This window comes from Vibrio sinaloensis (assembly GCF_023195835.1).
Taxonomy (GTDB): Bacteria; Pseudomonadota; Gammaproteobacteria; order Enterobacterales; family Vibrionaceae; genus Vibrio; species Vibrio sinaloensis_C.
Map to the genome: position 1 here is coordinate 711205 of NZ_CP096200.1, position 20690 is coordinate 731894.

The following is a 20690-nucleotide window of genomic DNA, read 5'->3' on the forward strand; positions in this document are numbered from 1 at the left end:
TTTACGTTTTCGAGACATTCGCGACAACTTTGTCGCGATTGAGAGATTATGCTTAAGTTAGGCTAGTTACGAGAAGGTCATGATTATGAACTACAAACACATTCTGGTTGCCATTGAGCTTAGTGAAGAGACCAAGGTGCTGATCGACAAGGCAAACTATTTAGCCAAGCTGACCGAGGCTGAGATTTCGTTTATCCATATCGATGGCTCCCATGGAGAGATTTATCCTGAAGTGACCGATATTCAGGCCAATCAAGATCAGCAGCCATTCGGTGAGCACACGATTGAGCAAATTCGTGCTTTTGAAGCCTACAGTGAGCATCCGATCAAACACATTCTCGTCGGCACCGGCGACCTCGCCGACAAGCTAAAAGGGACAATTGAAGACAATCAAGTCGACCTGCTGTTGTGTGGCCACCATCATGACTTCTGGAGCAAAATCGTCTCCTACTCTAAACACTTAGTGGATAAGTCTCCGGTCGATATCCTTGTTGTACCGATCTAACCGCTTCAAACAGACAACGGGCTTCCTTTAGGAAGCCCGTTTACAATGTAAATCAGAAAGCGTCTGGCATTCACCTATTATGCTGATTTCTAGGCGCTAGCCGCTACCACTCGATTTCGCCCTAAACGCTTAGCCTGGTACAGCGCTTGGTCGGCCTGAGTGAAAAGCGCTTGGCCATCATTCGAATGATCACTTCGCTGCGCACAACCAATAGAGATAGAACAACGTACTTCCACCCCATCAATCCGTATTGGGTGACCAAAAACGGCCCGACACAAAGAGTGCGCAACGCGCTCTGCGAGCGGCAGCGGCATGTTAAGCAGCAAGCAGGCGAACTCCTCGCCGCCAATCCGATACACGTAATCCATGTTCAGTCCTTGGTTGCAGAAGAGAGTACTCAATTGTTTTAATACCAAGTCGCCAATTGCGTGGCCGTACTGATCGTTGATCGACTTAAAGTAATCAATATCTATCACCAGCAGGCTAAGGGGCTCGTGCTCTGGGCGCGCTATCAAGTCAGGCAAATCCTTATCAAACTGACGGCGATTGTTTAGCCCAGTTAACGGGTCGGTCACCGCCTGCGATTCCAGTGCCGCTTCGCGGCGTTTGCGCTCGGATATGTCCCACATGACGCCAGCAATCACGGCGCGGGAGCCTGTCATATCAAAGCTTTGATTGGTTCGGATATCGACCCAACAATACTCTCCGCTGTCGTTACACACTTCAAGGTCTAAACACAATGTGTCTAGCTGCCCACTGAGATAAAGCCGCAAATGGCGAAAAAAAGCAGAGCGGTGCTGAGGATGTATGCGTCTCAGCCATTGGCGGCTGGTATAGGTATTTAGATAGCGGACGCTGCTGCTTCGCCCAAGGATCTCTGACGTGCACCAGCAAAAACCGCGGCGAACGTCCACTTCCCAGGTACTAAAAAAGCTACTTTGCTTGATGATCTCTAATTGGCGCTGCTTAGCCCACAAGTTATCTTTCACTATCGCGCTAGAGATAAGATAGCTGGCCGTTCGCAGCAGGGTAATTTCACTGGCACTCCACGCTTGCTCGCGAGCGCAGTCATCGAGACCAAGCGTCCCCCACCATTGATTATCTACCACAACAGGAATGGTCAGCATCGAACGAATGCTCTGCTGCTGTAAATACCCTTTAAGCCAGGACTCCGGTAACTGCTCGGTCAGGACCGCTTGATACTCACCTCGCTGACGGCTAGCAACCAGTTGGGCATATTCTGGGTTGGCTAACGAAGAGCGAAAGTGATTGAACTGAGGTAAACCTATTTGTACATATTGTTCATCTTTGGCCCATTCAAACACGTAATCTTGCAAAATCTCATCGTCGGAGAGCGACAAGACTTGAAAGATCCACACCCGACTCACACCAGTGACACCACCCAGCTCTTTTAGCAACCCCTGAATGCTGTGCAACGAACCACCACCGGTGACAAGCTCTTGCGCACCATGAAGCAGCGCCATTAACAAGCCGCTTTCTAACGAAGTCTCTCCCTGAGAATCTAGTTGATTGACGTTGCCAAGTGTAATTGTCATCAAGTCGTGTCCGAACTAATGAAAAGTGTACTCACGGTTAACACCACTATGCACGATTGTGTGGTTTGTTCAACATCGGTAAACACCTTTGAGAGCTCGGTTAACCTATCGATGCGCTCACTATTTGACAGCGTTAACAATAAGCCGTACGGATAAGAACAATCTCACCCATTTATGACCTATATCAAACCCCAAAACGGCCAATCTTCGCCATGCTAGCTATATTAGAAAAACATATTTTAATAATAAGGAATGAACATGACTTCAGCGACGCTAGAATCCACTCAAGCTCATGGTCCAGAGCAAACGAAGTTATCCAATTTTTTCGCAAGTGTCGGGACCAAACTTAAAATCAGTGTGCTGCTGACTTTGATCGCCTTTTTAGTATTGGGCTATCAAGGTATTTCCGGGATGCGAATCGCCGCCAGTGACATTGAAGAGCTTTACAGCCAGGGGATGCAGCACACCATACGTACCAGTAAAGTTATCGATGAGCTCGGTAACGCTCGTAGCGCTTTGTTACTGGCGTTTCAACACGATCCCTCATCCAAAACTTCCTCAATGCACGATCATCCGGTCGAGTTTCACATCAAGCAGATTGAAGAGTCACTTAAGACGCTGCACCACATTATTGATAACGAGTTACTTCAGTCAGACCTAGATGCTAGCGAGGCTCAACTGGTCAGCGACTTGGCAAAGATTGTTGATCGGATTAGCGATTTAGGTTTTGTCCCTGCCATAGAAAAATTGAAGAGTGGCGATTTTGACGGGTCTAATCTGGTGCTATTAAAAGTCATCAACCCCAATTTTCAGCAGGCCTACCAATACGCAGAGCAGTTCTTTGCGATGCAGGTAGAAGAAGGACGTGAAAGCTTTGAAGATGCTGAAGCCAATAGCGAGCGCTTTATTTGGGTTGTGAGTGTTATCACCATCTTATCTCTGCTAGTGATTATTACCATGTCACTGTTTGTGATTCGACGAGTGAACCATGCTGTTGCTGAACTAGAACAGCAATCCGACAAAATCGCTGCGGGCGATCTGACCCAACGTTTAGATGCGTCTGGAGACGACGAGTTTTCGCACATTGCCCAGTCGGTCAATCGTATTGTGACCAGCTTCCAACACGTGGTGCAAACCAATCGTGACTCTATTGGTCAACTGGCGCGCTCTGCGGAAGAAAACTCAGCGGTGTCGATGCAAACCAAACAAAACATCATGACTCAGCAGTCACAAACCGAGCAGGTGGCCACTGCGATTAACCAGTTCACCGCCACCGTACACGAAGTCGCGAAAAGTGCCGCCTCTGCCGCCGATGCGTCTGAGCAAGCCGATATCGCCGCAGCAAACGGCCAACAGGTGGTGATGGACAGCGTCACCATGATTGAGCGTTTATCGCAAGAGATGCAAGAGTCGGTCGACGCGATGCACCAACTGGCCAAGCACTCGGAAGAGATCGGCAGTGTGGTTGATGTGATTCAAGGGATTTCTGAGCAAACTAACCTATTGGCGCTCAATGCCGCCATTGAAGCCGCGCGCGCTGGCGAACAAGGTCGCGGTTTCGCGGTCGTAGCAGACGAAGTACGCACATTGGCCAGTCGAACTCAAGAGTCAACCGAGGAGATTCTGCAAACCATTCAACGTCTGCAGCAAGGCAGCCGAGATTCTACCCAACGCCTCGAAGCAGGGGCCAACAATGCCCTATCGACGGTAGATAAAGCGCGCGAGGCCGGAGATGCGCTAACTCAAATCAAAGCCAGCGTTGACCAAATTACCGCGATGAACGCGCAGATTGCCACCGCAGCTGAGGAGCAGAGTTTAGTGACTGAAGAGATCAACGCCAATATCAGTAGCATCAGCGAGATCTCTAATCAAAACGCAGTGGGTGCCGAGCAAAGCAGTGCGGCGACACAGGAGTTGGCAGAGCTTGCAGAAGTGCTGCGTAACGAGATAGAACACTATCGAGTATAGTGAATGATATATGGCCCGCTGAAGCAACAAGCGGGCCTATTGCCGCGCATGACCAATAAAGATCAACGCGATACCGCCAAGCACCAAAGCAGACGATATTAACGCCATCACAGAAATCACCTCACCCAACCCTAGCCCACCCGCAATAAACGCTATCACTGGCACGGCAAGTTGAGCGACAGAGGCCTGCAACACGCTAATTTGTTTGACCACCTGATACCAAACAATATAACCAAAGCCCGACGCTAACACGCCAGACAACACGCCCCAACCAGCGCCAGACCAAGTTATTTGTTCGAGCGACAACAACATAGGGCTGGCAAACACCGCCATGACGGATGCGAGAACAAATCCATGAGTGATAGCCACAGGCGCACTGGCCGCTTTACGCCCTATCAAGGTAAACGCCGCCCAGCATCCCCCTGCAACCATCATTAATAGCGCAGCAGAGAGGCTCGGCATTTGCGCAGAGGGCAACATCAACAGCACAAAACCGCCCAATGCAACGGTAACGCCCAGCATTTCACTCTTTGATAGCCGATGCCCAGAGCCGACGTAGAAAGCAACCAAACTCAGTTGCACCATACCAAACAAAATCAACGCCCCAGTACCGGTGCTCAAGGCGGTATAGGCAAACGAAAAACAGATCGCATAGCCAAATAGAGCCGCGCCAGACCACCAGCTTAACTTGTCGTTAAACAGCGACACTTTGAGCTTTCCTTGCCAGCATAAAAGTGTGGCTAAGGTTACCGCCCCCGACAACAAGCGGATCCAAGTGAATGAACCAGGATCGATGGATTCATCAGCGAGCGCATAGCGGCAAAAAAACGAATTAGCCGCAAATGCGACTAAAGCAACAATCAATTGAATGGAACGGGGCATAATCTTCCTTATTAGCTTTCCGCTCAGTATATCAGCCAGTGGAGAACAGCATAGCCCAGTCATTGGCGCTAAATGAAAGAAACAGCTTGGAGCAATCACCAGAGGGAATTATCGACGAGATAAACTCAACGCTAAGCCTGACCATTGAAGAACCATCGAGTTCGGGGTAGAAGGCAGTCTCTCCCTTTTGCCAACAGGAGAAACAAGGGAGAAACCGCCAAAATAGTGTTAGTCTCCAGCAAGCTTCTTAGCTTCGGAACGCATAAGGGCAGGTGCTGTGTTTTCACCAAGCCCAGATTGACGTGGATTGGTAAAGTAGGAGACTCCCATAAAGTAACGCTCTAGATTAATGTATAATCATTGACCTAGGTGTCCACTTTTTCCATCGCACCATTTTCGGATATGAAGTCCAACTGCTAAGCCTGGTATTTTTCAGCTTGGTTGAAGGCATGCACAGAGCTCTCTTCATTGGTTGTCCCAGCATAAGCGTTATAGTCACCACTGGCTTGGATTCATTTAATGACTGATAGAGATTGGAGTTTCATTGTTCCATCCCTTGTTTTGTTATGTATCTATACTATTTGATAGTAGAGTGGATTTTTAGGTCATATAGCGCCAAGGAGTACTCGTGTTAACTAACATTAATACCACTAGTTCCAGTAATCTTGTCCCATTTGTTCGGTATTTTGAAAAACACAGAATTGAATGGAAACAGCTCGCGAAGGTGCATCAAATTCCAGAAGATTTAACCAGTCGTACTGTATGGCTGTCTTCACAACAAGTAATGTCGTTCCTATTGGACATGATGCGCCATAGTAATAAAAGAGTAGGAATAGAAGTCGGAAAGCTAATAACTCTCGGTCAAATATCAACCTCGCTAGAAGAAAAGTTTAAGCAGTGCAATGACTTAGAGGAGGCGATAGTCGCCTTGATTAAGCTAATGCCGGAACTCAATAGTCACGTTGTTGTTTGGGTGGAGAAAATGGAGGGCCATTGGTATCTCTGTCATAGAGGAGCCTACCATCCTTCTACACCAGGCTTTGATCAGACAGAGTGGTTTCGATCTTTTGCTTTATTATCAATGTGCCGCTTATTTTTGGGGAAGGATTGGGTACCCGAACATGCCTTTATGAGCTTTTCTGAACACTTAACAAAAGGATTGCCCATTGGTTTTTCTAAAACAGCGTTTAGCTTTGGCCACCCTTTCGGTGCCATTAGGATAGATCTTGAGGATGATTTTAAGCCGATCCCTCCTTCACTCGAAGATGAAGTAGAGTGGTCGCAACGGGTGAAACGTCTATCACAAACTTATGCCGTACTACCTTTTTTTAGTGTTGATTGGTTTGCTAAATTTTTGAGCATGTCCGCTCGAACACTACAGAGACGACTAGCAGAGCATGGTTTATCCGTGAAGCAGTTGCGAGATGAAGCGAGAAGAGATGTCGCCATCCAATTGTTAACTCAAGATGGGCTCTCTCCTGACGAGACTTCTTGGCGATGTGGCTATAATGACTTGTCTAACTTTAATCGAGCTTTTCGTAGCTGGCTAAATATGACACCAGCACAATATCGTAGAAAGCATTTTCAATGCGCGCAGTGAGTCTGCGCGCAGAGCTAGCAATTATTTTTGTTCACGACGTATTGGTTGGCCTGCTTTGACCGTAGTATCGAGCTCAGTGTTGTTAACGACAATCTCACCGTTAACTAGCAACCAATGAACACCAACAGCAGGATGATTTGGATCTTGATAGGTACCGACATCCGTGATGGTTTCAGGGTCGAATACGACAATATCGGCGTCCATATTTTCTTGAATTCGACCTTTACGTTTCATTTGCGGAACAAAGTCTTCAAGCAACTGAGCTGGCATTAAGGTCATTTTTCGTAACGCTTCAGACATAGATAATAAACCACGTTCGCGAACATAAACTCTCAACACTTTGGCAAAGGTACCATTTGAGCGTGGATGAGAGAAAAGGTCTTGAGGTAAAGGCCATTCATCTCCCTCGTAGTTATCTACGTGACCTTCCTCATCCATATGCATCCAGAACATTTCATCAGACTCGATTAGGACATCTGGACTCAGAATTGATGCGTCAAGTTTAGCGAGATCTTGGGGATTATTTTCATCTAGAAAGTGCCAAACGATGAAGGTTCCAGGGTTGTTTTCCTGATAATCAGCGAGCTGCTCTTCAGTCATACGCTCTTTTCCGAGCTGGAAATTTTCTGCTGTTGAGCCCATACGCTCACGCCAACCTTCCCCTTGGAACATGGCTGCACCGACAACGGTACTCGCCGCACCATAGGGATAAGCACCTACAGTAACGTTAATACCTTGATCTTTGGCTCTTTCGACCATTGGAAGAATAGTATCAATATCCTTGAGTGATGTGCTATTGATATGACATAAATGCATATGAGCGCCTGTGATCGCGGCATTGCCAATTAGCTCTTTTACCGCTTCAAAAGAACTTTGTGGTTCCGTGTTACTTGCATAACGCACATGAGTATATGTTGCGACACCGCGTTCTGCTGCTAATTCAGCCAGTGCGTAATATTCTTTCTGACCATGGCCCGGCGCATAGCCAGCATTAACTCCAATGCCTAAGCCACCTTCATCTAGGCCCTGTTCAATAAGTTTAAGTATTTTGTCTTGTTGTTCAGGGGTCGCGATGTCCATCTTCCAGTCGTCGCTAGATTGTGCTTGCTGAAAGTAAGTGGCTGTAGCCTTCGGTTCGGTATCAGTAAAAGTAGCGATGCGTGCATAAGTCCAGCCTGCAGCAGCACCGTAGTTAAGAGGCAACCCTTTCTCGCCTTGTGTCTCATACCAGTCACTGATTGGTAGAACGCCTGATTCTAGCTCTAGCATTGTCGTAACCCCCTGCATTGCTTGCATGCGATAGTCGCCAATGTTTTGTCCGTGGGCATGAACGTCAATAAAACCCGGTGCAACAACCTTGCCTGTCGCGTCGATGGTTTTGTTGCCACTGATAGCGTCGGTGGTAATGGTCACGATTTGATTGTCTTTAATACCAACATTGGCGATTGAATCAAACTGTGTTTCAGGGTCAATAACTCGCCCATTCAAAATGACGGTGTCATAATCTGCCGCCAAAATGGCCGGTGACAAAAGTGCGAGACTAAGAAGAGAGGCCTTTTTTATTGCCGAATAGGAATATTTCATTGGTTCGTTCTCATACAGTTAAATAAGGTTTATAAAATGCTAGTAAAGCAATCATCTTCATTGATTAACTAAATAGACACATGACTATTGATTTGCTCTGTACGAAGAATATAGGAGATCTCGCCTCACCAAAGTAGGTCATTTCGCGTCATCATTTAATATTAGGTACCTGTCTGTGCAGGTGTGCGATACTAAAGACTATTTCGCTTAACTATCAAGGAACACAAAGCCTGGTATGGGCTCACATTGCGAGATAGGATGAAGATGAAGCAGTAAGGGCGACGCCAGCTATGGGCGTACTTATCAATTGAGGATGAGTTAACTTTTTTACTTTCGACAGCAGCAACCGAAGTTAAGAGCAATGGAATGGAGTATCTCACCCTTGTTGTATAGGCATGTTGTACTGAATAAAGATGGACAAACACCATTCTAGCTGGACAATCGAAACGACAAAGCCTCACTTCGTGAGGCTTTGTATAATAAAGTTTTAGGTTCGCTGTTAGAAGCCAGCCATAAGTTTCGCTGCATTGCGCAGGTAGCCAGGAGAGTGGTCAATTCCTGTAACGCTTTCATCATTACTCGCCAAGCCAAAGTAGATCGCGCAGAAGTCTCGCTTAGGATCGACATAGATACCTTGTCCCATGTTGCCATGTTTGAACATTGCACCATCGGCGAAAGCATGATCCCATTGCGCAGTATTTAGCTTTGGGGTTTCGCCGAACCAACGTTTGCCATACTCAAGCTCTGTCGAGATTTTATAAGCTTCTGGGCTGCCCATGTTCTGGATTAATCGTAACAACTCATTATCAACAATCTGTTCGTTGCTCACTGCTTGGTAACTTGGTGTGTAAATCATTGCATAACGAAGCATATCTTCTGCGGTGGTGAAATTGAGTCCACCACCAATAGGTGTACCATCAGGGGTCAAACCGACAATAAACGAGTTTTTGGCCCCAATTTTAGACCAAACGCGCTGATTCCAGTAATGCTGCCAAGACATATTTGTAACGCTTTCAACAACTAACACCAAAACTTGAGTGTTAGCTGTGGAGTAACGGAAGCGCTCTCCTGGCTTTTCGTTTGGTAATGGCTGAACTTCTTTTAGAAGCTCTCTCCATTTGTGACTACCCGCTGGCGATTCAAAAATTGCGGTGAAGAAAGTCGACATCCAAGACTTAGGGTTACTTAAGCTTTCAAAGGTCTCTTCATTATCTAGCGCAGGAGCCATATTCATTGTGTCTTTGACACTCACCTTGTCCCAGGCACTGCCCTTAAGCTCTGTCACGTAATGAGAAACGGGTTTAGATAAGTCAATTTTGCCGTCTTGCGCCAACATAGACACCAGTAGTCCAGCTGTGGTTTTAGACGCTGACATCCACACATGAAAGTCGGTCGGATTCATACCCGGATAGGTTTCAAACACGACTTTACCCTTATGAGCCATCATCATGGCTTGTACTTGTTTTGGACCAGTAAGATAGCGCTCTAGTGTCGGTGTCTTCGAACCATCATGAGCAGTAAACGAAACGTGTTTAATTCGCTCATCTATTTGACGCTCTAGAGTTGATGGGGCGAAAGGTGGCGCTACAACACTAGATTTAAAGAATGATGGAATGTTCAGGTTATAGTACACCGAATCATCATTCCCCGACTGCCAGTTTCTAAAGCCAAATCTCTCTGTTGCGCCATTAACAAAGTCAATCGATTGTGGCAGCTTCCAACGCGCCATGTTGCTCTCTACCTCTAGCGGAGAGATTGCCGTACTGATATCTGATATGGCTGGCGCTTTCGTCGGTGCTGCGATGGCATTCGTTGCAGACGCTAATCCCATCCCAACCAATCCAGCAGTCGCTCCAACAGCGGCTCCTTTGCTCATAAAGTTTCGGCGGCTCAGGTCGATTTCATTTTGTGTGTGATTTGATGTTTGTGTTTTCATGCTGTTTCTCCTGTTTTCGAACTGAGCTCATTATGCTTCGGTAGAGAAACCTTTTTTAGGTCATTGTATGCCAAACGACCAACAAACAGTATTTCAGTACTTTCCTCTTTATAAGGTCACTTTACTCTCACTCTTCAGCCTACTCGGCCAACTGCCTCTGACCTCTATACAGCCTGCGCTAACTAGCTTCCGTGGCAATTTCTAACGTTTCACCTAGATTCAGTGGATCAGATCCTACAAAGGCGAGTACGCCATTTAGGCACCTTTAAATAGACTGATGATATTGCATATTCCACGTCCGGATTCGGACTATTGATTAGAGTTGTATTATGTCTAGAACTGAAATAATGACTTTAAGAGACAGCAAGAGTGCAGCTGATTTAGAATGTCTTGCTAGAAGCTCAAATTATAGCGATGAAGAAATATGGGAGGTACTTTCTCTAGTAGGAGTTTGTGCTCACAAATATGGTTCTTCCTCCATTCGGATTGAAGGGTATCTCAAGTCTCTTGCTGAACTTTTTGGGTATAGAGCTCAAGTTGAGAGCTTCCCTGACCGATTACAAATAGCTCTGACAAGGATTGATAATGGCTGGCAAAAAAGTGATTTTTTTCAAGTGGCTGGAGATGTTGAATTACACAAACTGTCTTTGATTGGAGACGTTGTCACCAAGCTAGAAAAAGGTAGGGTATCTCCTGCCGCTGCGGTACGACACCTTAAGGCCATTGACACAATGCAACCAGAATGGGATTCGCATCTGGTGCTGTTCGGCTATGTCGCTGTTGCATTTGGATTGCCAGGCATAATTGGCGGCAACTGGTTAGATACATTGTTTGCGTCAATGCTGAGTACTCTTATCTTTTTTATCGTCCAATCCAGTTCTCGTTGGAATGTGCGGTTACAGCCTTGGATGCCATTAGTATCGACTTTTTCGGTTGGTCTACTAACGGCTGTTGTCAGCACCTGGCTGCCCGCAATAAATAGCGTCATCGTTATTGTTTCGGCGACAGCAATTATACTGCCAGGGTACTCCATTAGTTTGGGGGTCAGTGAATTGGCGGCGACTAGATGGCGGTCTGGCTGGGTTAATTTATCAATGGGTATGCTCTGTATGACAAAAATGGTCATAGGTGCGTGGGCGAGCCTTAACCTTGTTTACCCGTCGATAGCGTTGTCAGTGTCTCCATATAGTGTACCTTCGGTCAATGAATACTGGTTTGTTATTCTGTTCCCAATCTTAATGGTGGGGCTGAATGTGGTATTCCAAGTCTCAAGACGAGATTTTTTGTGGGTAACATTGGTCGCTGTGATTGCATTTGCCGTTTACTTAATGGGAGGCAAGTTGTCTGGTACCCATTTAGGCGCATTATTGGGCAGCCTTATCGCTGTGTTGTTGGCGGGGGAATGGTCGACGCGTACAGGTCGACCTAGCTCAGTAATTATGGTTCCAGTTGTAGTGATGCTAGTTAGTGGAACAATAGGCTTTCGAGGTCTGATTAATATCACTGATGGAGATGTGACGCTTGGCTTAGAGCAGTTTTCACAAACCTTTACCGTGGCGCTGTCAATCCTGTTTGGATTATGGATGGGTCATCGGCTAAGAAAGCCACTAATGACGCTGTGATCTGATCAAGTTTATCGATAAAAAACAAATTAACTGAACATAAGAAGCACCATCCGTTCTCGTTGAACCATTAACCTAAGCAACAACATTACCACCACCGAAATCTCAATCCCTTGCTCATGAGATATATACAGTTGCGCTTTCTAGCCGACAATCAAAACTTGGTGGTATGATTAAAATACGAGTTTACAACGATGGTGCTCTACATGAACTTCAGCCTAGAACAACTCCTTGCGTTTGTGACTGTTTATGAACAATCATCACTTAGCAAAGCAGCTGTGCAACTGAACAAACATCGCACGACTATTGGTCAGGTTGTCACCAACCTTGAAGACCAACTGGCAGTCACGCTATTTGAGCGACTTGGCCGCTCTGTTGAAGCGACAAAAGATGGACATTTGCTTTATCACTATGCCAAGCAAGCGATTGAGCACGCCAAAGTGTTTGACAAGGTTGCGCTCAGTCTCTCTTATGGTGAGTTAGAAAGAGTGACTATCGCGTATCCCAGCTATATCCCACACAACGCCCTTCTAAAAATACGCCAGCAGCTCTCAAAGGCATTCCCGACCATGAAAGTCGATTTTCTGGTTCGAGATAGGGAAGATATTAGAACCGGAGTATTAGATGGTAAGTATCATTTTGGCATTGCTAACTCACATCAAAGCACCGCGATACAAAGCTTAGATACTGTATTTATCGGCCACACGGAGTTTGTACCATTCGTAAAGAAAGGTGGAAAAATCCATCAGGTAACAGAATCCCAGTTGTTATCTACTTTGCAAACGGAAAGACAGTTCGTCCTGCGCTCGCTCATTGATGAAGGGTTGGGCGATAAGTTCATTGTTTCTGGCAATAATGAAGATGTCGATCAATTGGCACTGGCCGTAAAACTGGTTAAGGATGATTTAGGTTGGGCATGGCTTCCGTTGTCACTTTCTCAATCAGAGCTTACGGTGGATGAACTGGTTCCGCTGAAAATACCTCAATTGTTGGAAGGGTTCAAAGTACCTCTAACGTTATGCTGTCAACATTCAAATATTTTGAAAGATGTTAAGCACGTTATTGTACCTGCAATCGAAAGATACATTACGGAGTTTAAGAAAAGTCAAAGCAAGTAATGTAGGCGAAGCTCTATCCTGCTAGTAGGAGTTCCTCATCCACTATATCTATATAGCCATTTCACCTATAGTAAAACTAGGCTTGAACTAGGCAATGTTTTGGCGCTAACTGACCCATCGCCTGGCGCGAACTGACCTATTTGAGGTATAACGAAATCCGTATAGTTCTCCACAGATTCAATACAGGAGAACTAACATGAAACTACTCACTAAGACATTAATTGCCACTGCCCTAGTTGCCTCTAGTGCACAGGCTACATTCGCCCAAGATGCTGTAACAGATAAAATTGATCCTTCTGATCTTACTCAAGTCAGCACCTCAGGATATGTGGGCATGAATAACCAAGGTGATGTTAAACTTTCGGCATCGTTCGGGTTTGGCATAACCGAAGGCCAAATGGGAATGGCAACGATTGAAGGGACAATTGACGATGATGGTAATTACAGCGATAGCCGTGCACAGTATTTCCAAGTTTTTAATACTGGCAATAGCATTGCTCCAAAAGCAGCAGTCTCACTAGACATTATCGATAATACAAACTTTACAACTGCTGCAGTCGGCGCGATTTCGATGTTCAACCCAGGAATTGAAAACTTTGTAATATTCGGCCGTGTAGGTGTATTAGCTGGTCAATATGATAAGGGCTTTACTCAGGCAATGGGAGAAACAGACAAAGATATAGTGGGCGGGATGGCCGCCGCATATTTATCCTGGAAAACTGGAGCCGATGGCACCTACCTTATGTTCTCACCGGAGTACACCTACATGGACGGTAGTATTGAAACTTCGACACTAAAAACTTCACTAACGGTGGGTACACCTTTGTCGGCGGATGGTAAGCGATGGGGACAATTTAAGCTTGAAAATACCTATGGCAGCATGGAATCGTCTAAAGCTAAGATTGATATTGATGATACGGTTGCTTGGGCTTTTTACAAAGTATATTTCTAAGCGCCTCAATACTAAATCAAGGGCATGGACGCCCATAATCTCGCTCCTTTCAGTCTATGCTGATTTCATCAAATTTTTGTAGGCGTTCTGCCAAAACACTTTTCCTAAATGAGTTCGACGATTGTAGTCAATCGATGCGTCTCTGCTTTGCGATACCCTTTTCATTGCGCCAGTCTACACAAACAAAAACACCCGCAGTGATTGCTGAGGGTGTTTGGGTTATCGGTGGTCAACGACTACAGCTCTTGGTCTAAATCGTCGTCTTCGAACATTGATGAGAACTTAATCTCGAATTGATTAAACTTGAAGATACTGGCGCCATGAGCGCGCTTGGTGATGACTTTTTCTTCACCAAACTGAACGGTCACATGGGTGAACACCTTGCCTTTCACTTCGACAATCGACTCTTCTAGGGCAACTTCCAGTTCGTTCTCGTGGTTATCGCGCGCGGCTTTGACTTTTTCAAGGTACGCATTGGCAGCTTGTTTGTCTTGTTCTAGCTTTTGTTCTTGCTCGGGTGTTCGTTCAGACTTAGGTATTTTTTTGAACTCCAGCTCTTTGCGCACCATCGACATGGTTCCTTCCTGAGCTTGAGTGTATTGCTCTTTGAGTTTCGCCTGTTTGTCTTTGAACATCTGAAAACGAGCGAAAGCGTGAACGTAGGTGGCGGTATCGCCCTCAACACCCAAGTTCACACAGGTGACTTTTCCGCCCACTTTCGCATGACCGCCACTCAGGGTACCTTGCTTTTCAGAGGCATCACAAACCACTAAGTCGTGGCCACATCGCAGTTCGTTACTCATACAGTGAACACTGAGCTTGATGTCGTTCGCTGCTTGTAGCTCCGAAAACTGGGCGTAGTTAGCGGTGATGGTGCCGCCAGATTTGACGACACAACTCTTCTTCTCGCCCTCTGACACATTGTGGCCGATGATGCCTTTAGCCACTTCGATATCGCCCTGCACTTGAACATCCGCCGATTCAATAAACCCACCAACGGTTAATGAACCCGTCGCGCGAACCATCATGTCCGACTCGATATCACCGAGCACAACCACATTGCCTTTAAACTTAACATGCCCGGTGGCAACCCCTATGGTAGGCAAGCACAACGCATCTTCCACTTCGACGCTGCGCTCTTTGAGGATCGGCATACCGGAAACTTCTGCAATCAGCAGGTTAGGGTTATCGGGCGAGATTATAGTCCCTTTGCCAACCTTTAAATCGGCATCACTGCCCGGTTTCGGTGGGATCGGCTTGCCTTGTACCGTCATACCTGGCGTACCTTTGGTCGCGGGGACGCGCTTCATCAGGGGTTGATTGGCCGCAACGTTGATGGTTTCTCCCAAGTTGAGCATGTCAACTTTACCACCCGGGCTCGACTCTTTAGGCGCGAGAACCTGTTTGGTCGGGTCATCAACCAGGGGGATAAATTTGGCGTCAGTGCCTTGGATCGGTTCTTTACCTTTGGCGACAGGTTGGGTGAAGGTTTCGCCCGGCTTGAGTTGATGACTCATCACTAACACTTTTTTTAGTGCCAGTTTATTGATGCCTTTAGTGACATGGGCTTCTGCTAGCGCTTGAACAATTTGCGGGCCTCTTAGCGGTTTACCACGATAAGCGCCAGTGACTGTGATACTGGCCAGCATATCTTGTTCAGACAGCTCAACCTTAATCGACGCATCTCTGACTTCAGCAATGGCCACACCCACGTAAGCCTCGCTTTTCATTTCTTTTGCGTAATTGATGAACTTAGTCACCGCCTCTTCCATTAGATAGAGGTCAGCCGCTTCAATTGCCGCTAGCGCTTCGTTGAGGCCGCGCGTATCGAAATTCGAGTCTACCGTGATATCAGGTGAAAGCTTGGCTAGCACCTGAGTGTTGTCGTCAGAAAACGCGACAAATTTATCCCACATGTCATTCTGTCCTTAGTACTTCCTAACCTCAGTGTATAGAAAATATTCTTGGGACTGTATCAAAACTGTGACATTTTAAGGCGTACATCACTAGATGTTTTTTACACTGTAAATGGTACTAGCTCGAGCTTGGAAAATGGTGTGAAGCCGATAACGAATACACAGCGGTGACACAGCGACCCTGGTTTGAATATTCCAATGAATCACATAATTCTGTAGCAAGAACAATGCCGCGACCATGAGTGAGCACCTTATCAGTGCGCGCTTGATTGGCTTGGTAGTCGAAGCCTTCACCATTGTGTTCGAGTGTCATCACCAAACGAGCTTGGTGCGGATCGAAATGAATATTAAGATCAACCCATGCGGTATCGTCCAACTGTTTCAGCTTTTCTTCTCGCAGTTGATAGAACAGAAAGAAACCATCGGGTTCCTCTTTAATTGACGAGTCCAGTTTGAGTAAACCGTGCTCTATCGCATTGGCAAATAACTCGGACAACACCGAGCAGACCAAATCAAGGTGCACGCCGCCATTGAGTATTCCGGTCAAGAACTTGCGCACTTCGGTCATCACTGTAATACCACGTAACGTCGCGCCGTTAAGATGCAGTTTTGCGTCGATGGGGATATTATTGAGCACAATTTCGTTGGGTGGTGGCTCTTGAATATTGGCATTGGAGATGGGAAACGTCATGGCCAAAATAGACAAATCATCCCCGACCGATTTGTCGGCGAACTGACGCACCGACTCATACAGCGTGGGAATGATGGCGCGATTTTGCTTAAACACCGACTCAAGCCGCTGTTGACCGTATTGCTCCCCTTGTTCGTTACAAGCTTCAATGACCCCGTCGGTATAACAGATAATCTGCTGCTCTGGCTCCAAGCGAAAGTTGACAATATCCGCTTCGAACTCATGCGGCTTTAACACCCCAAGCGGCATGTGAGTGGAGACCAAACGACTGACTATCTCACCTTTACGGTCGATCAAATAACCATCAGGCAATCCCCCGCCCCACCATGACACCTCAAAGCCATTGGCTCGAACTTCAAAAATGCTGGCGGCCAGCATCATCCCCATCGGTAGAAACCGAACTAAGACTTCATTGATTTCTCGGGCTATCTCACCTAAAGACAGACCTTTTGCCGCCATGGAAAAAAAGGCACGAGTAGCAGGAATCGCGGAAATCGCTGCGGGCAAACCATGTCCGGTAGCGTCGGCGATCATCACATACACACCGCCATGAGGGCGGTTTGCCACTACGATTAAGTCGCCATTAAACACAGTAGAAGGGGTAGACAGGTAGTTAATGCCGTAAATGTTTTGCACTTGAGTGCTCATTTCCAGCATCAAGTTGGAAAAAATAGACTCGGCTATCGCATACTCGTAGCGCACCTGCTCGTGAAACTGACTCAGTTCATCACGCTGCTCCATCACCTGATTGTGCATACGGACAATGCGGTAGTGCGCCTGTACTTTGGCAATGATGATGCTGCGCTCTATCGGCTTGAGAATGAAATCATCACCATAGTTTAAACAGCGCTCAAACGACGCATGATCGTCAAGCACCGTGAGGAAAATAATCGGTATATGAGTATCAGGGAACGCGTGGCGGATCTCTTGCGCAGTGGTGAATCCATCTTTAATCGGCATCATCACATCAAGCAAAATGATGTCTGGCAAGGCCTTCATCTCGCTCATGGCCTCGACGACCCCTTGTCCATTCTCAAACGTGGTCACCTGCTCGGCTAGGTGACTGAGCATAAAACGACATAGCTCTCTGTTCGTTGCATGGTCGTCTACGATCATTACATGCATACGATCTCCTTAGCCATCTACTCGATGTCGAACTTTTTGTCGAACCGAGAGATAGTCAGTATCTTTCTCACTTGAGGTAGGGTGTTAGTGATGCGAATCGTCCCATCTTGCTGGCCTAGGTAGTTGTGCATGTTAAGCAGCATCCCCAACCCGGCACTATCGATATAATCAACCTTGCGCAGATCAATGGTAAAACGAAACTCTTGGCGGTCACTGTAGGTGCGCCGAAACTCTTGGACTAAGTTGAAACCAAAGGCGCCCTCTATCAAGATTGTTATGTGCTTGGCCGCAGCATCAATTTGTGCTTCTACTGTCATTATTTTTTCCTCACCATCTGTCGTCGATATCGTCCCGCGATATCTCATTTTGGGTTAAAACAGTTCAACCTCACCCTCATCAATGCTGTGCTGTGAAGCGGCAGGCGCATCACGCCCAGAGATCTGTTGCTGAAGCGCCATCACTTGCTCGGTAAACTCATCCATCGTCAAGCTACCCTTCGCCCAGTGCTGGCAGAGATCCGACAGCCTCTGCAGATAAGTGACGGTGTGCTTCGCATAATCACCTTGCTGGGTAATGATGTCGGCGAACTGCAACGCGCGGATACCATTGTCGACCTGAACACGCAGCTGCTCGCCACTGGAACTGATTTTATGAACCTCTTGCTCCACAGAATGATTGACTTGCTGCACACCACGCAGCATGTCGTCGACTTTTTCCTTAGACTCAATCGCCTCTGTCATATCGATTGATGCCATTTCTCCGACGGTTTTGTTCGCTTCTTGCACCGTTTTTTGCGCCACATTAATCTCTGCCTCTATCAAACCATTTAACTCTTCTGCTTTGACAGAAAGATTACGCACCTCTTGAGCGACCACCGCAAAACCACGCCCTGCCTCACCCGCGCGCGCCGCTTCTATCGCTGCGTTCAACGCCAATAAGTTGGTTTGTTCCGATAAGCCTCGAACTTGGTCGAGTAGTTTGAATACCGCATCCAACTTATCCGACATATCGTGAATGCTGTGCACTGCGGAAATGCTCTTTTCCGACACGTTAACTAGTGTGTCGACAAACTGACGAATGATGGCTTCGGTTTTCGGCAGCACCTGACTGATGTCGCTATCGCTGTCTCGGTTACCGAGTAGATTCTCGACCAATTGAGAGGTGATTTGGTTCTGCTCTTCTGCCAACTGCTGCAAGCCAAAATAGCTTTCGTTAAGCGTTTCTACCGACTCATCGACGATACTGCGTTGGTGATCGAGTGGCTCGGTTAACTGGTGCGAAATCAGATCAAGGGTCGGACTTAAATCAACCGACGAGCGCTCAGGTTCGCTCTCGCGCAGAGCAGGGCTTGGTTGTGTTGAAGTGCGGGGCTCGGTTTTGCCAATAGCAAACCAAGGGATAGCGGCCACCAACACCATGATCACGACATGGGCCATCGAGGAGGACATGCTCAGTGCTGCCAGCAGCAAAATCACTTGTAAACTTATTGCCGCTAGGTAGCGTGTTTTGATGTTTCGCTTGTCTGTTTGCATGTTTGCTTCCTTGCTGTTGTCGTACTGACTAGCTGTCAGGCGAGAGGTAATGAATCACTTGGTGGGCGACCTGGTTAATGTCGACCACTGACAGCGCAGCGCCGAGTTCCACGGCTACTCTTGGCATGCCCCACACCACAGAAGACGCTTGATCTTGCGCTATGGTTTTCGCGCCTCGCTGCTTCATGCGCAATAAGCCTCGCGCACCATCTTGCCCCATTCCGGTTAAAATAACGCCAATCGCTTTATCAGCCACGGTTTCGGCGACGGTATCAAACATGACATCCACTGAAGGTTTGTGCCGATTGACCGCGGGTCTGTCGTCAAGGTGGCAATAAAGGTGTGACCCACGACGCGATACGGTTAAGTGTTTATCTCCGGGGGCGAGATAGGCACAGCCTTGAGTTAAAGGTGCTTGATTGGCCGTCAGCTCTTTGACTTCAATTTCGCTGTTCTGGTTGAGACGTTCGGCAAATGAGGCTGAGAACTTGGCGCTGATATGTTGAGTGATAACGATAGGTGGCAGCCCCGCGGGTAAAGCAGAGAGAACATTTCTTACCGCTTCCGTACCGCCTGTTGAGGCGCCAATCGCAATCAGTTCAATCGCATTATGATGTTTAGGTACAGCCAATTTTTGTTGTTTGGGTGGCTGTGCGGAGGTGACATTCGCTCCAGCAGCAATCTTTATCTTGTCATTGACCAAGGATTTGTAGTTGAGCATCTCGGCAGTGTTGTCCACTGCCGGTTTGGGGAAATAGTCCACCGCACCAAGCTCGAGTGCCGCCAGAGTCGCGTCGGCTCCATGCTGGGTTAAGGTCGAAATCATCACCACCGGCATGGGGCGTAAACGCATTAAATTCTTCAAAAACTGAACGCCATTCATTTTTGGCATTTCTATATCGAGCGTCAGCACATCTGGGTTGTGTTGTTTGATCAGCTCTCTCGCCTCAAACGGGTCTTCAGCGGTCGCGACCACTTCAAGTTCAGGATCGGCATCGATAAGCTGTGACAGCAACGCTCGAAACACCGGCGAGTCATCAACGATCAATACTTTTATCTTTTTCATCAAAACAGCTCCACATCGTTGTTATCTGTTGCGTGGCTCTCTCTATCCAACTGACTGGCGTATTTCTCTTCTTGATGTTGGAGGTGATGAACTTCAGTGAACGGAATACGCTTAAGCCAGGCCTTTCCTGTGTATGGGTCAAATAAGATTTTGCGCGGCTTCAATCCTCCTAAATCTTGAGAGACGACCTCCATGCCCTCCTGCTCAACGTAATTGAGAATAAACGCCACGTTTTTTTCGCCAATCATCGAGTTACGCCCAAGCATTTGCGCGCCACCAAACAGCTTCAAGCGCAGCGAGGTGCGTCGCGCGCCGCGTTTTAGCAGCGCATTGAGCAGGATTTCCATCGCGTAACTGCCGTAGCGCGAAGCAGTCGATGCCACTTCATCCGGGCACCATGTTTTAAGCTGCGATTTGCTATCAAACGGCAACAGAAAATGATTCATTCCACCGATATGTAAATCGCTGTCCCACATACAAGCCGACACGCAGGAGCCCAGTCCGGTCGCAATCAACTCGTCCTCGGCCTCAGTGCAGTAAACGCCACCAGGCAACACTTTAACGATGTGCTTATCTCTAAGCGGATGATAGAACCGATTAAAGTGGCTGTTTTGATATTGAGGTGGCATTAGTTTTG

16 protein-coding genes are annotated in these 20690 nt (G+C 47.1%); 6 read left to right on the top strand and 10 right to left on the bottom strand.

All coding sequences use genetic code 11. The features are described 5' to 3' along the window. Positions 1-85: 85 nt before the first annotated feature. Positions 86-505: a universal stress protein gene (locus MTO69_RS16785; RefSeq protein ID WP_248334583.1), complete on the top strand. Its 420-nt coding sequence runs from the start codon at positions 86-88 to the stop codon at positions 503-505. Between the two features lie 89 nt (positions 506-594). On the opposite strand, the gene MTO69_RS16790 is transcribed toward MTO69_RS16785, so the two are convergent. Beyond that, positions 595-2061: a sensor domain-containing diguanylate cyclase gene (locus MTO69_RS16790; RefSeq protein ID WP_248334584.1), complete on the bottom strand. Its 1467-nt coding sequence runs from the start codon at positions 2059-2061 to the stop codon at positions 595-597. Between the two features lie 258 nt (positions 2062-2319). Between MTO69_RS16790 and MTO69_RS16795 the strand changes: the two genes are divergently transcribed. Next, complete coding sequence (locus MTO69_RS16795) at positions 2320-4029, top strand: methyl-accepting chemotaxis protein (protein ID WP_248334585.1); 1710 nt, start codon at positions 2320-2322, stop codon at positions 4027-4029. A 36-nt stretch (positions 4030-4065) separates the two neighbouring features. Here the strand turns inward: MTO69_RS16795 and MTO69_RS16800 are convergent, their stop codons facing one another. After that, complete coding sequence (locus tag MTO69_RS16800; protein ID WP_248334586.1) at positions 4066-4911, bottom strand: DMT family transporter; 846 nt, start codon at positions 4909-4911, stop codon at positions 4066-4068. Between the two features lie 628 nt (positions 4912-5539). Between MTO69_RS16800 and MTO69_RS16805 the strand changes: the two genes are divergently transcribed. Next, positions 5540-6511 carry an AraC family transcriptional regulator gene (locus MTO69_RS16805; protein WP_248334587.1) on the top strand — a complete coding sequence of 324 codons (972 nt, stop codon included), beginning with the start codon at positions 5540-5542 and terminating at the stop codon, positions 6509-6511. Positions 6512-6532: 21 nt separating this feature from the next. Here MTO69_RS16805 and MTO69_RS16810 read toward each other — a convergent pair whose 3' ends face one another. Both MTO69_RS16810 and MTO69_RS16815 read right to left on the bottom strand, forming a co-directional pair. Beyond that, positions 6533-8095, bottom strand: coding sequence for an amidohydrolase family protein (locus tag MTO69_RS16810; protein WP_248334588.1), 1563 nt, complete (start codon positions 8093-8095; stop codon positions 6533-6535). 499 nt (positions 8096-8594) lie between these two features. Beyond that, positions 8595-10031 carry a serine hydrolase gene (locus MTO69_RS16815; protein WP_248334589.1) on the bottom strand — a complete coding sequence of 479 codons (1437 nt, stop codon included), beginning with the start codon at positions 10029-10031 and terminating at the stop codon, positions 8595-8597. Positions 10032-10360: 329 nt separating this feature from the next. On the opposite strand from MTO69_RS16815, the gene MTO69_RS16820 reads away from it, so the two are divergent. The 3 genes from MTO69_RS16820 to MTO69_RS16830 all read left to right on the top strand — a co-directional run bounded on the left by MTO69_RS16820 (position 10361) and on the right by MTO69_RS16830 (position 13723). Next, a complete protein-coding gene (locus tag MTO69_RS16820; protein WP_248334590.1) occupies positions 10361-11653 on the top strand; it encodes a threonine/serine exporter family protein in 1293 nt (430 codons plus the stop codon). Between the two features lie 206 nt (positions 11654-11859). Further along, a complete protein-coding gene (locus tag MTO69_RS16825; RefSeq protein ID WP_248334591.1) occupies positions 11860-12771 on the top strand; it encodes a LysR family transcriptional regulator in 912 nt (303 codons plus the stop codon). A 196-nt stretch (positions 12772-12967) separates the two neighbouring features. Continuing rightward, the gene (locus tag MTO69_RS16830; RefSeq protein WP_248334592.1) at positions 12968-13723 is read left to right on the top strand and encodes a hypothetical protein; all 756 of its coding nucleotides are present in this window, start codon (positions 12968-12970) and stop codon (positions 13721-13723) included. Between the two features lie 236 nt (positions 13724-13959). On the opposite strand, the gene MTO69_RS16835 is transcribed toward MTO69_RS16830, so the two are convergent. The 6 genes from MTO69_RS16835 to MTO69_RS16860 all read right to left on the bottom strand — a co-directional run bounded on the left by MTO69_RS16835 (position 13960) and on the right by MTO69_RS16860 (position 20682). After that, positions 13960-15639, bottom strand: a complete 1680-nt coding sequence (locus tag MTO69_RS16835; protein WP_248334593.1) for a DUF342 domain-containing protein — start codon at positions 15637-15639, stop codon at positions 13960-13962. A 118-nt stretch (positions 15640-15757) separates the two neighbouring features. Then, a complete protein-coding gene (locus tag MTO69_RS16840; RefSeq protein ID WP_248334594.1) occupies positions 15758-17455 on the bottom strand; it encodes an ATP-binding SpoIIE family protein phosphatase in 1698 nt (565 codons plus the stop codon). A gap of 17 nt (positions 17456-17472) precedes the next feature. Continuing rightward, positions 17473-17772, bottom strand: coding sequence for an STAS domain-containing protein (locus MTO69_RS16845; protein WP_248334595.1), 300 nt, complete (start codon positions 17770-17772; stop codon positions 17473-17475). Positions 17773-17826: 54 nt separating this feature from the next. Further along, complete coding sequence (locus tag MTO69_RS16850; protein ID WP_248334596.1) at positions 17827-18987, bottom strand: methyl-accepting chemotaxis protein; 1161 nt, start codon at positions 18985-18987, stop codon at positions 17827-17829. Between the two features lie 28 nt (positions 18988-19015). Next, positions 19016-20053: a protein-glutamate methylesterase/protein-glutamine glutaminase gene (locus tag MTO69_RS16855; protein ID WP_248334597.1), complete on the bottom strand. Its 1038-nt coding sequence runs from the start codon at positions 20051-20053 to the stop codon at positions 19016-19018. Beyond that, positions 20053-20682, bottom strand: a complete 630-nt coding sequence (locus MTO69_RS16860) for a chemotaxis protein CheD (RefSeq protein WP_248335598.1) — start codon at positions 20680-20682, stop codon at positions 20053-20055. Before MTO69_RS16860 ends, MTO69_RS16855 begins: the two co-directional genes overlap by 1 nt. Positions 20683-20690 lie beyond the last annotated feature (8 nt).

What these genes read in the sequence shown, in the direction of transcription:
- MTO69_RS16785 (WP_248334583.1), top strand. Translation starts at nt 86, where the DNA reads ATGAACTACAAACACATTCTGGTTGCCATTGAGCTTAGTGAAGAGACC.
- MTO69_RS16790 (WP_248334584.1), bottom strand. Translation starts at nt 2,061, where the DNA reads ATGACAATTACACTTGGCAACGTCAATCAACTAGATTCTCAGGGAGAG.
- MTO69_RS16795 (WP_248334585.1), top strand. Translation starts at nt 2,320, where the DNA reads ATGACTTCAGCGACGCTAGAATCCACTCAAGCTCATGGTCCAGAGCAA.
- MTO69_RS16800 (WP_248334586.1), bottom strand. Translation starts at nt 4,911, where the DNA reads ATGCCCCGTTCCATTCAATTGATTGTTGCTTTAGTCGCATTTGCGGCT.
- MTO69_RS16810 (WP_248334588.1), bottom strand. Translation starts at nt 8,095, where the DNA reads ATGAAATATTCCTATTCGGCAATAAAAAAGGCCTCTCTTCTTAGTCTC.
- MTO69_RS16815 (WP_248334589.1), bottom strand. Translation starts at nt 10,031, where the DNA reads ATGAAAACACAAACATCAAATCACACACAAAATGAAATCGACCTGAGC.
- MTO69_RS16820 (WP_248334590.1), top strand. Translation starts at nt 10,361, where the DNA reads ATGTCTAGAACTGAAATAATGACTTTAAGAGACAGCAAGAGTGCAGCT.
- MTO69_RS16825 (WP_248334591.1), top strand. Translation starts at nt 11,860, where the DNA reads ATGAACTTCAGCCTAGAACAACTCCTTGCGTTTGTGACTGTTTATGAA.
- MTO69_RS16830 (WP_248334592.1), top strand. Translation starts at nt 12,968, where the DNA reads ATGAAACTACTCACTAAGACATTAATTGCCACTGCCCTAGTTGCCTCT.
- MTO69_RS16835 (WP_248334593.1), bottom strand. Translation starts at nt 15,639, where the DNA reads ATGTGGGATAAATTTGTCGCGTTTTCTGACGACAACACTCAGGTGCTA.
- MTO69_RS16840 (WP_248334594.1), bottom strand. Translation starts at nt 17,455, where the DNA reads ATGCATGTAATGATCGTAGACGACCATGCAACGAACAGAGAGCTATGT.
- MTO69_RS16845 (WP_248334595.1), bottom strand. Translation starts at nt 17,772, where the DNA reads ATGACAGTAGAAGCACAAATTGATGCTGCGGCCAAGCACATAACAATC.
- MTO69_RS16850 (WP_248334596.1), bottom strand. Translation starts at nt 18,987, where the DNA reads ATGCAAACAGACAAGCGAAACATCAAAACACGCTACCTAGCGGCAATA.
- MTO69_RS16855 (WP_248334597.1), bottom strand. Translation starts at nt 20,053, where the DNA reads ATGAAAAAGATAAAAGTATTGATCGTTGATGACTCGCCGGTGTTTCGA.
- MTO69_RS16860 (WP_248335598.1), bottom strand. Translation starts at nt 20,682, where the DNA reads ATGCCACCTCAATATCAAAACAGCCACTTTAATCGGTTCTATCATCCG.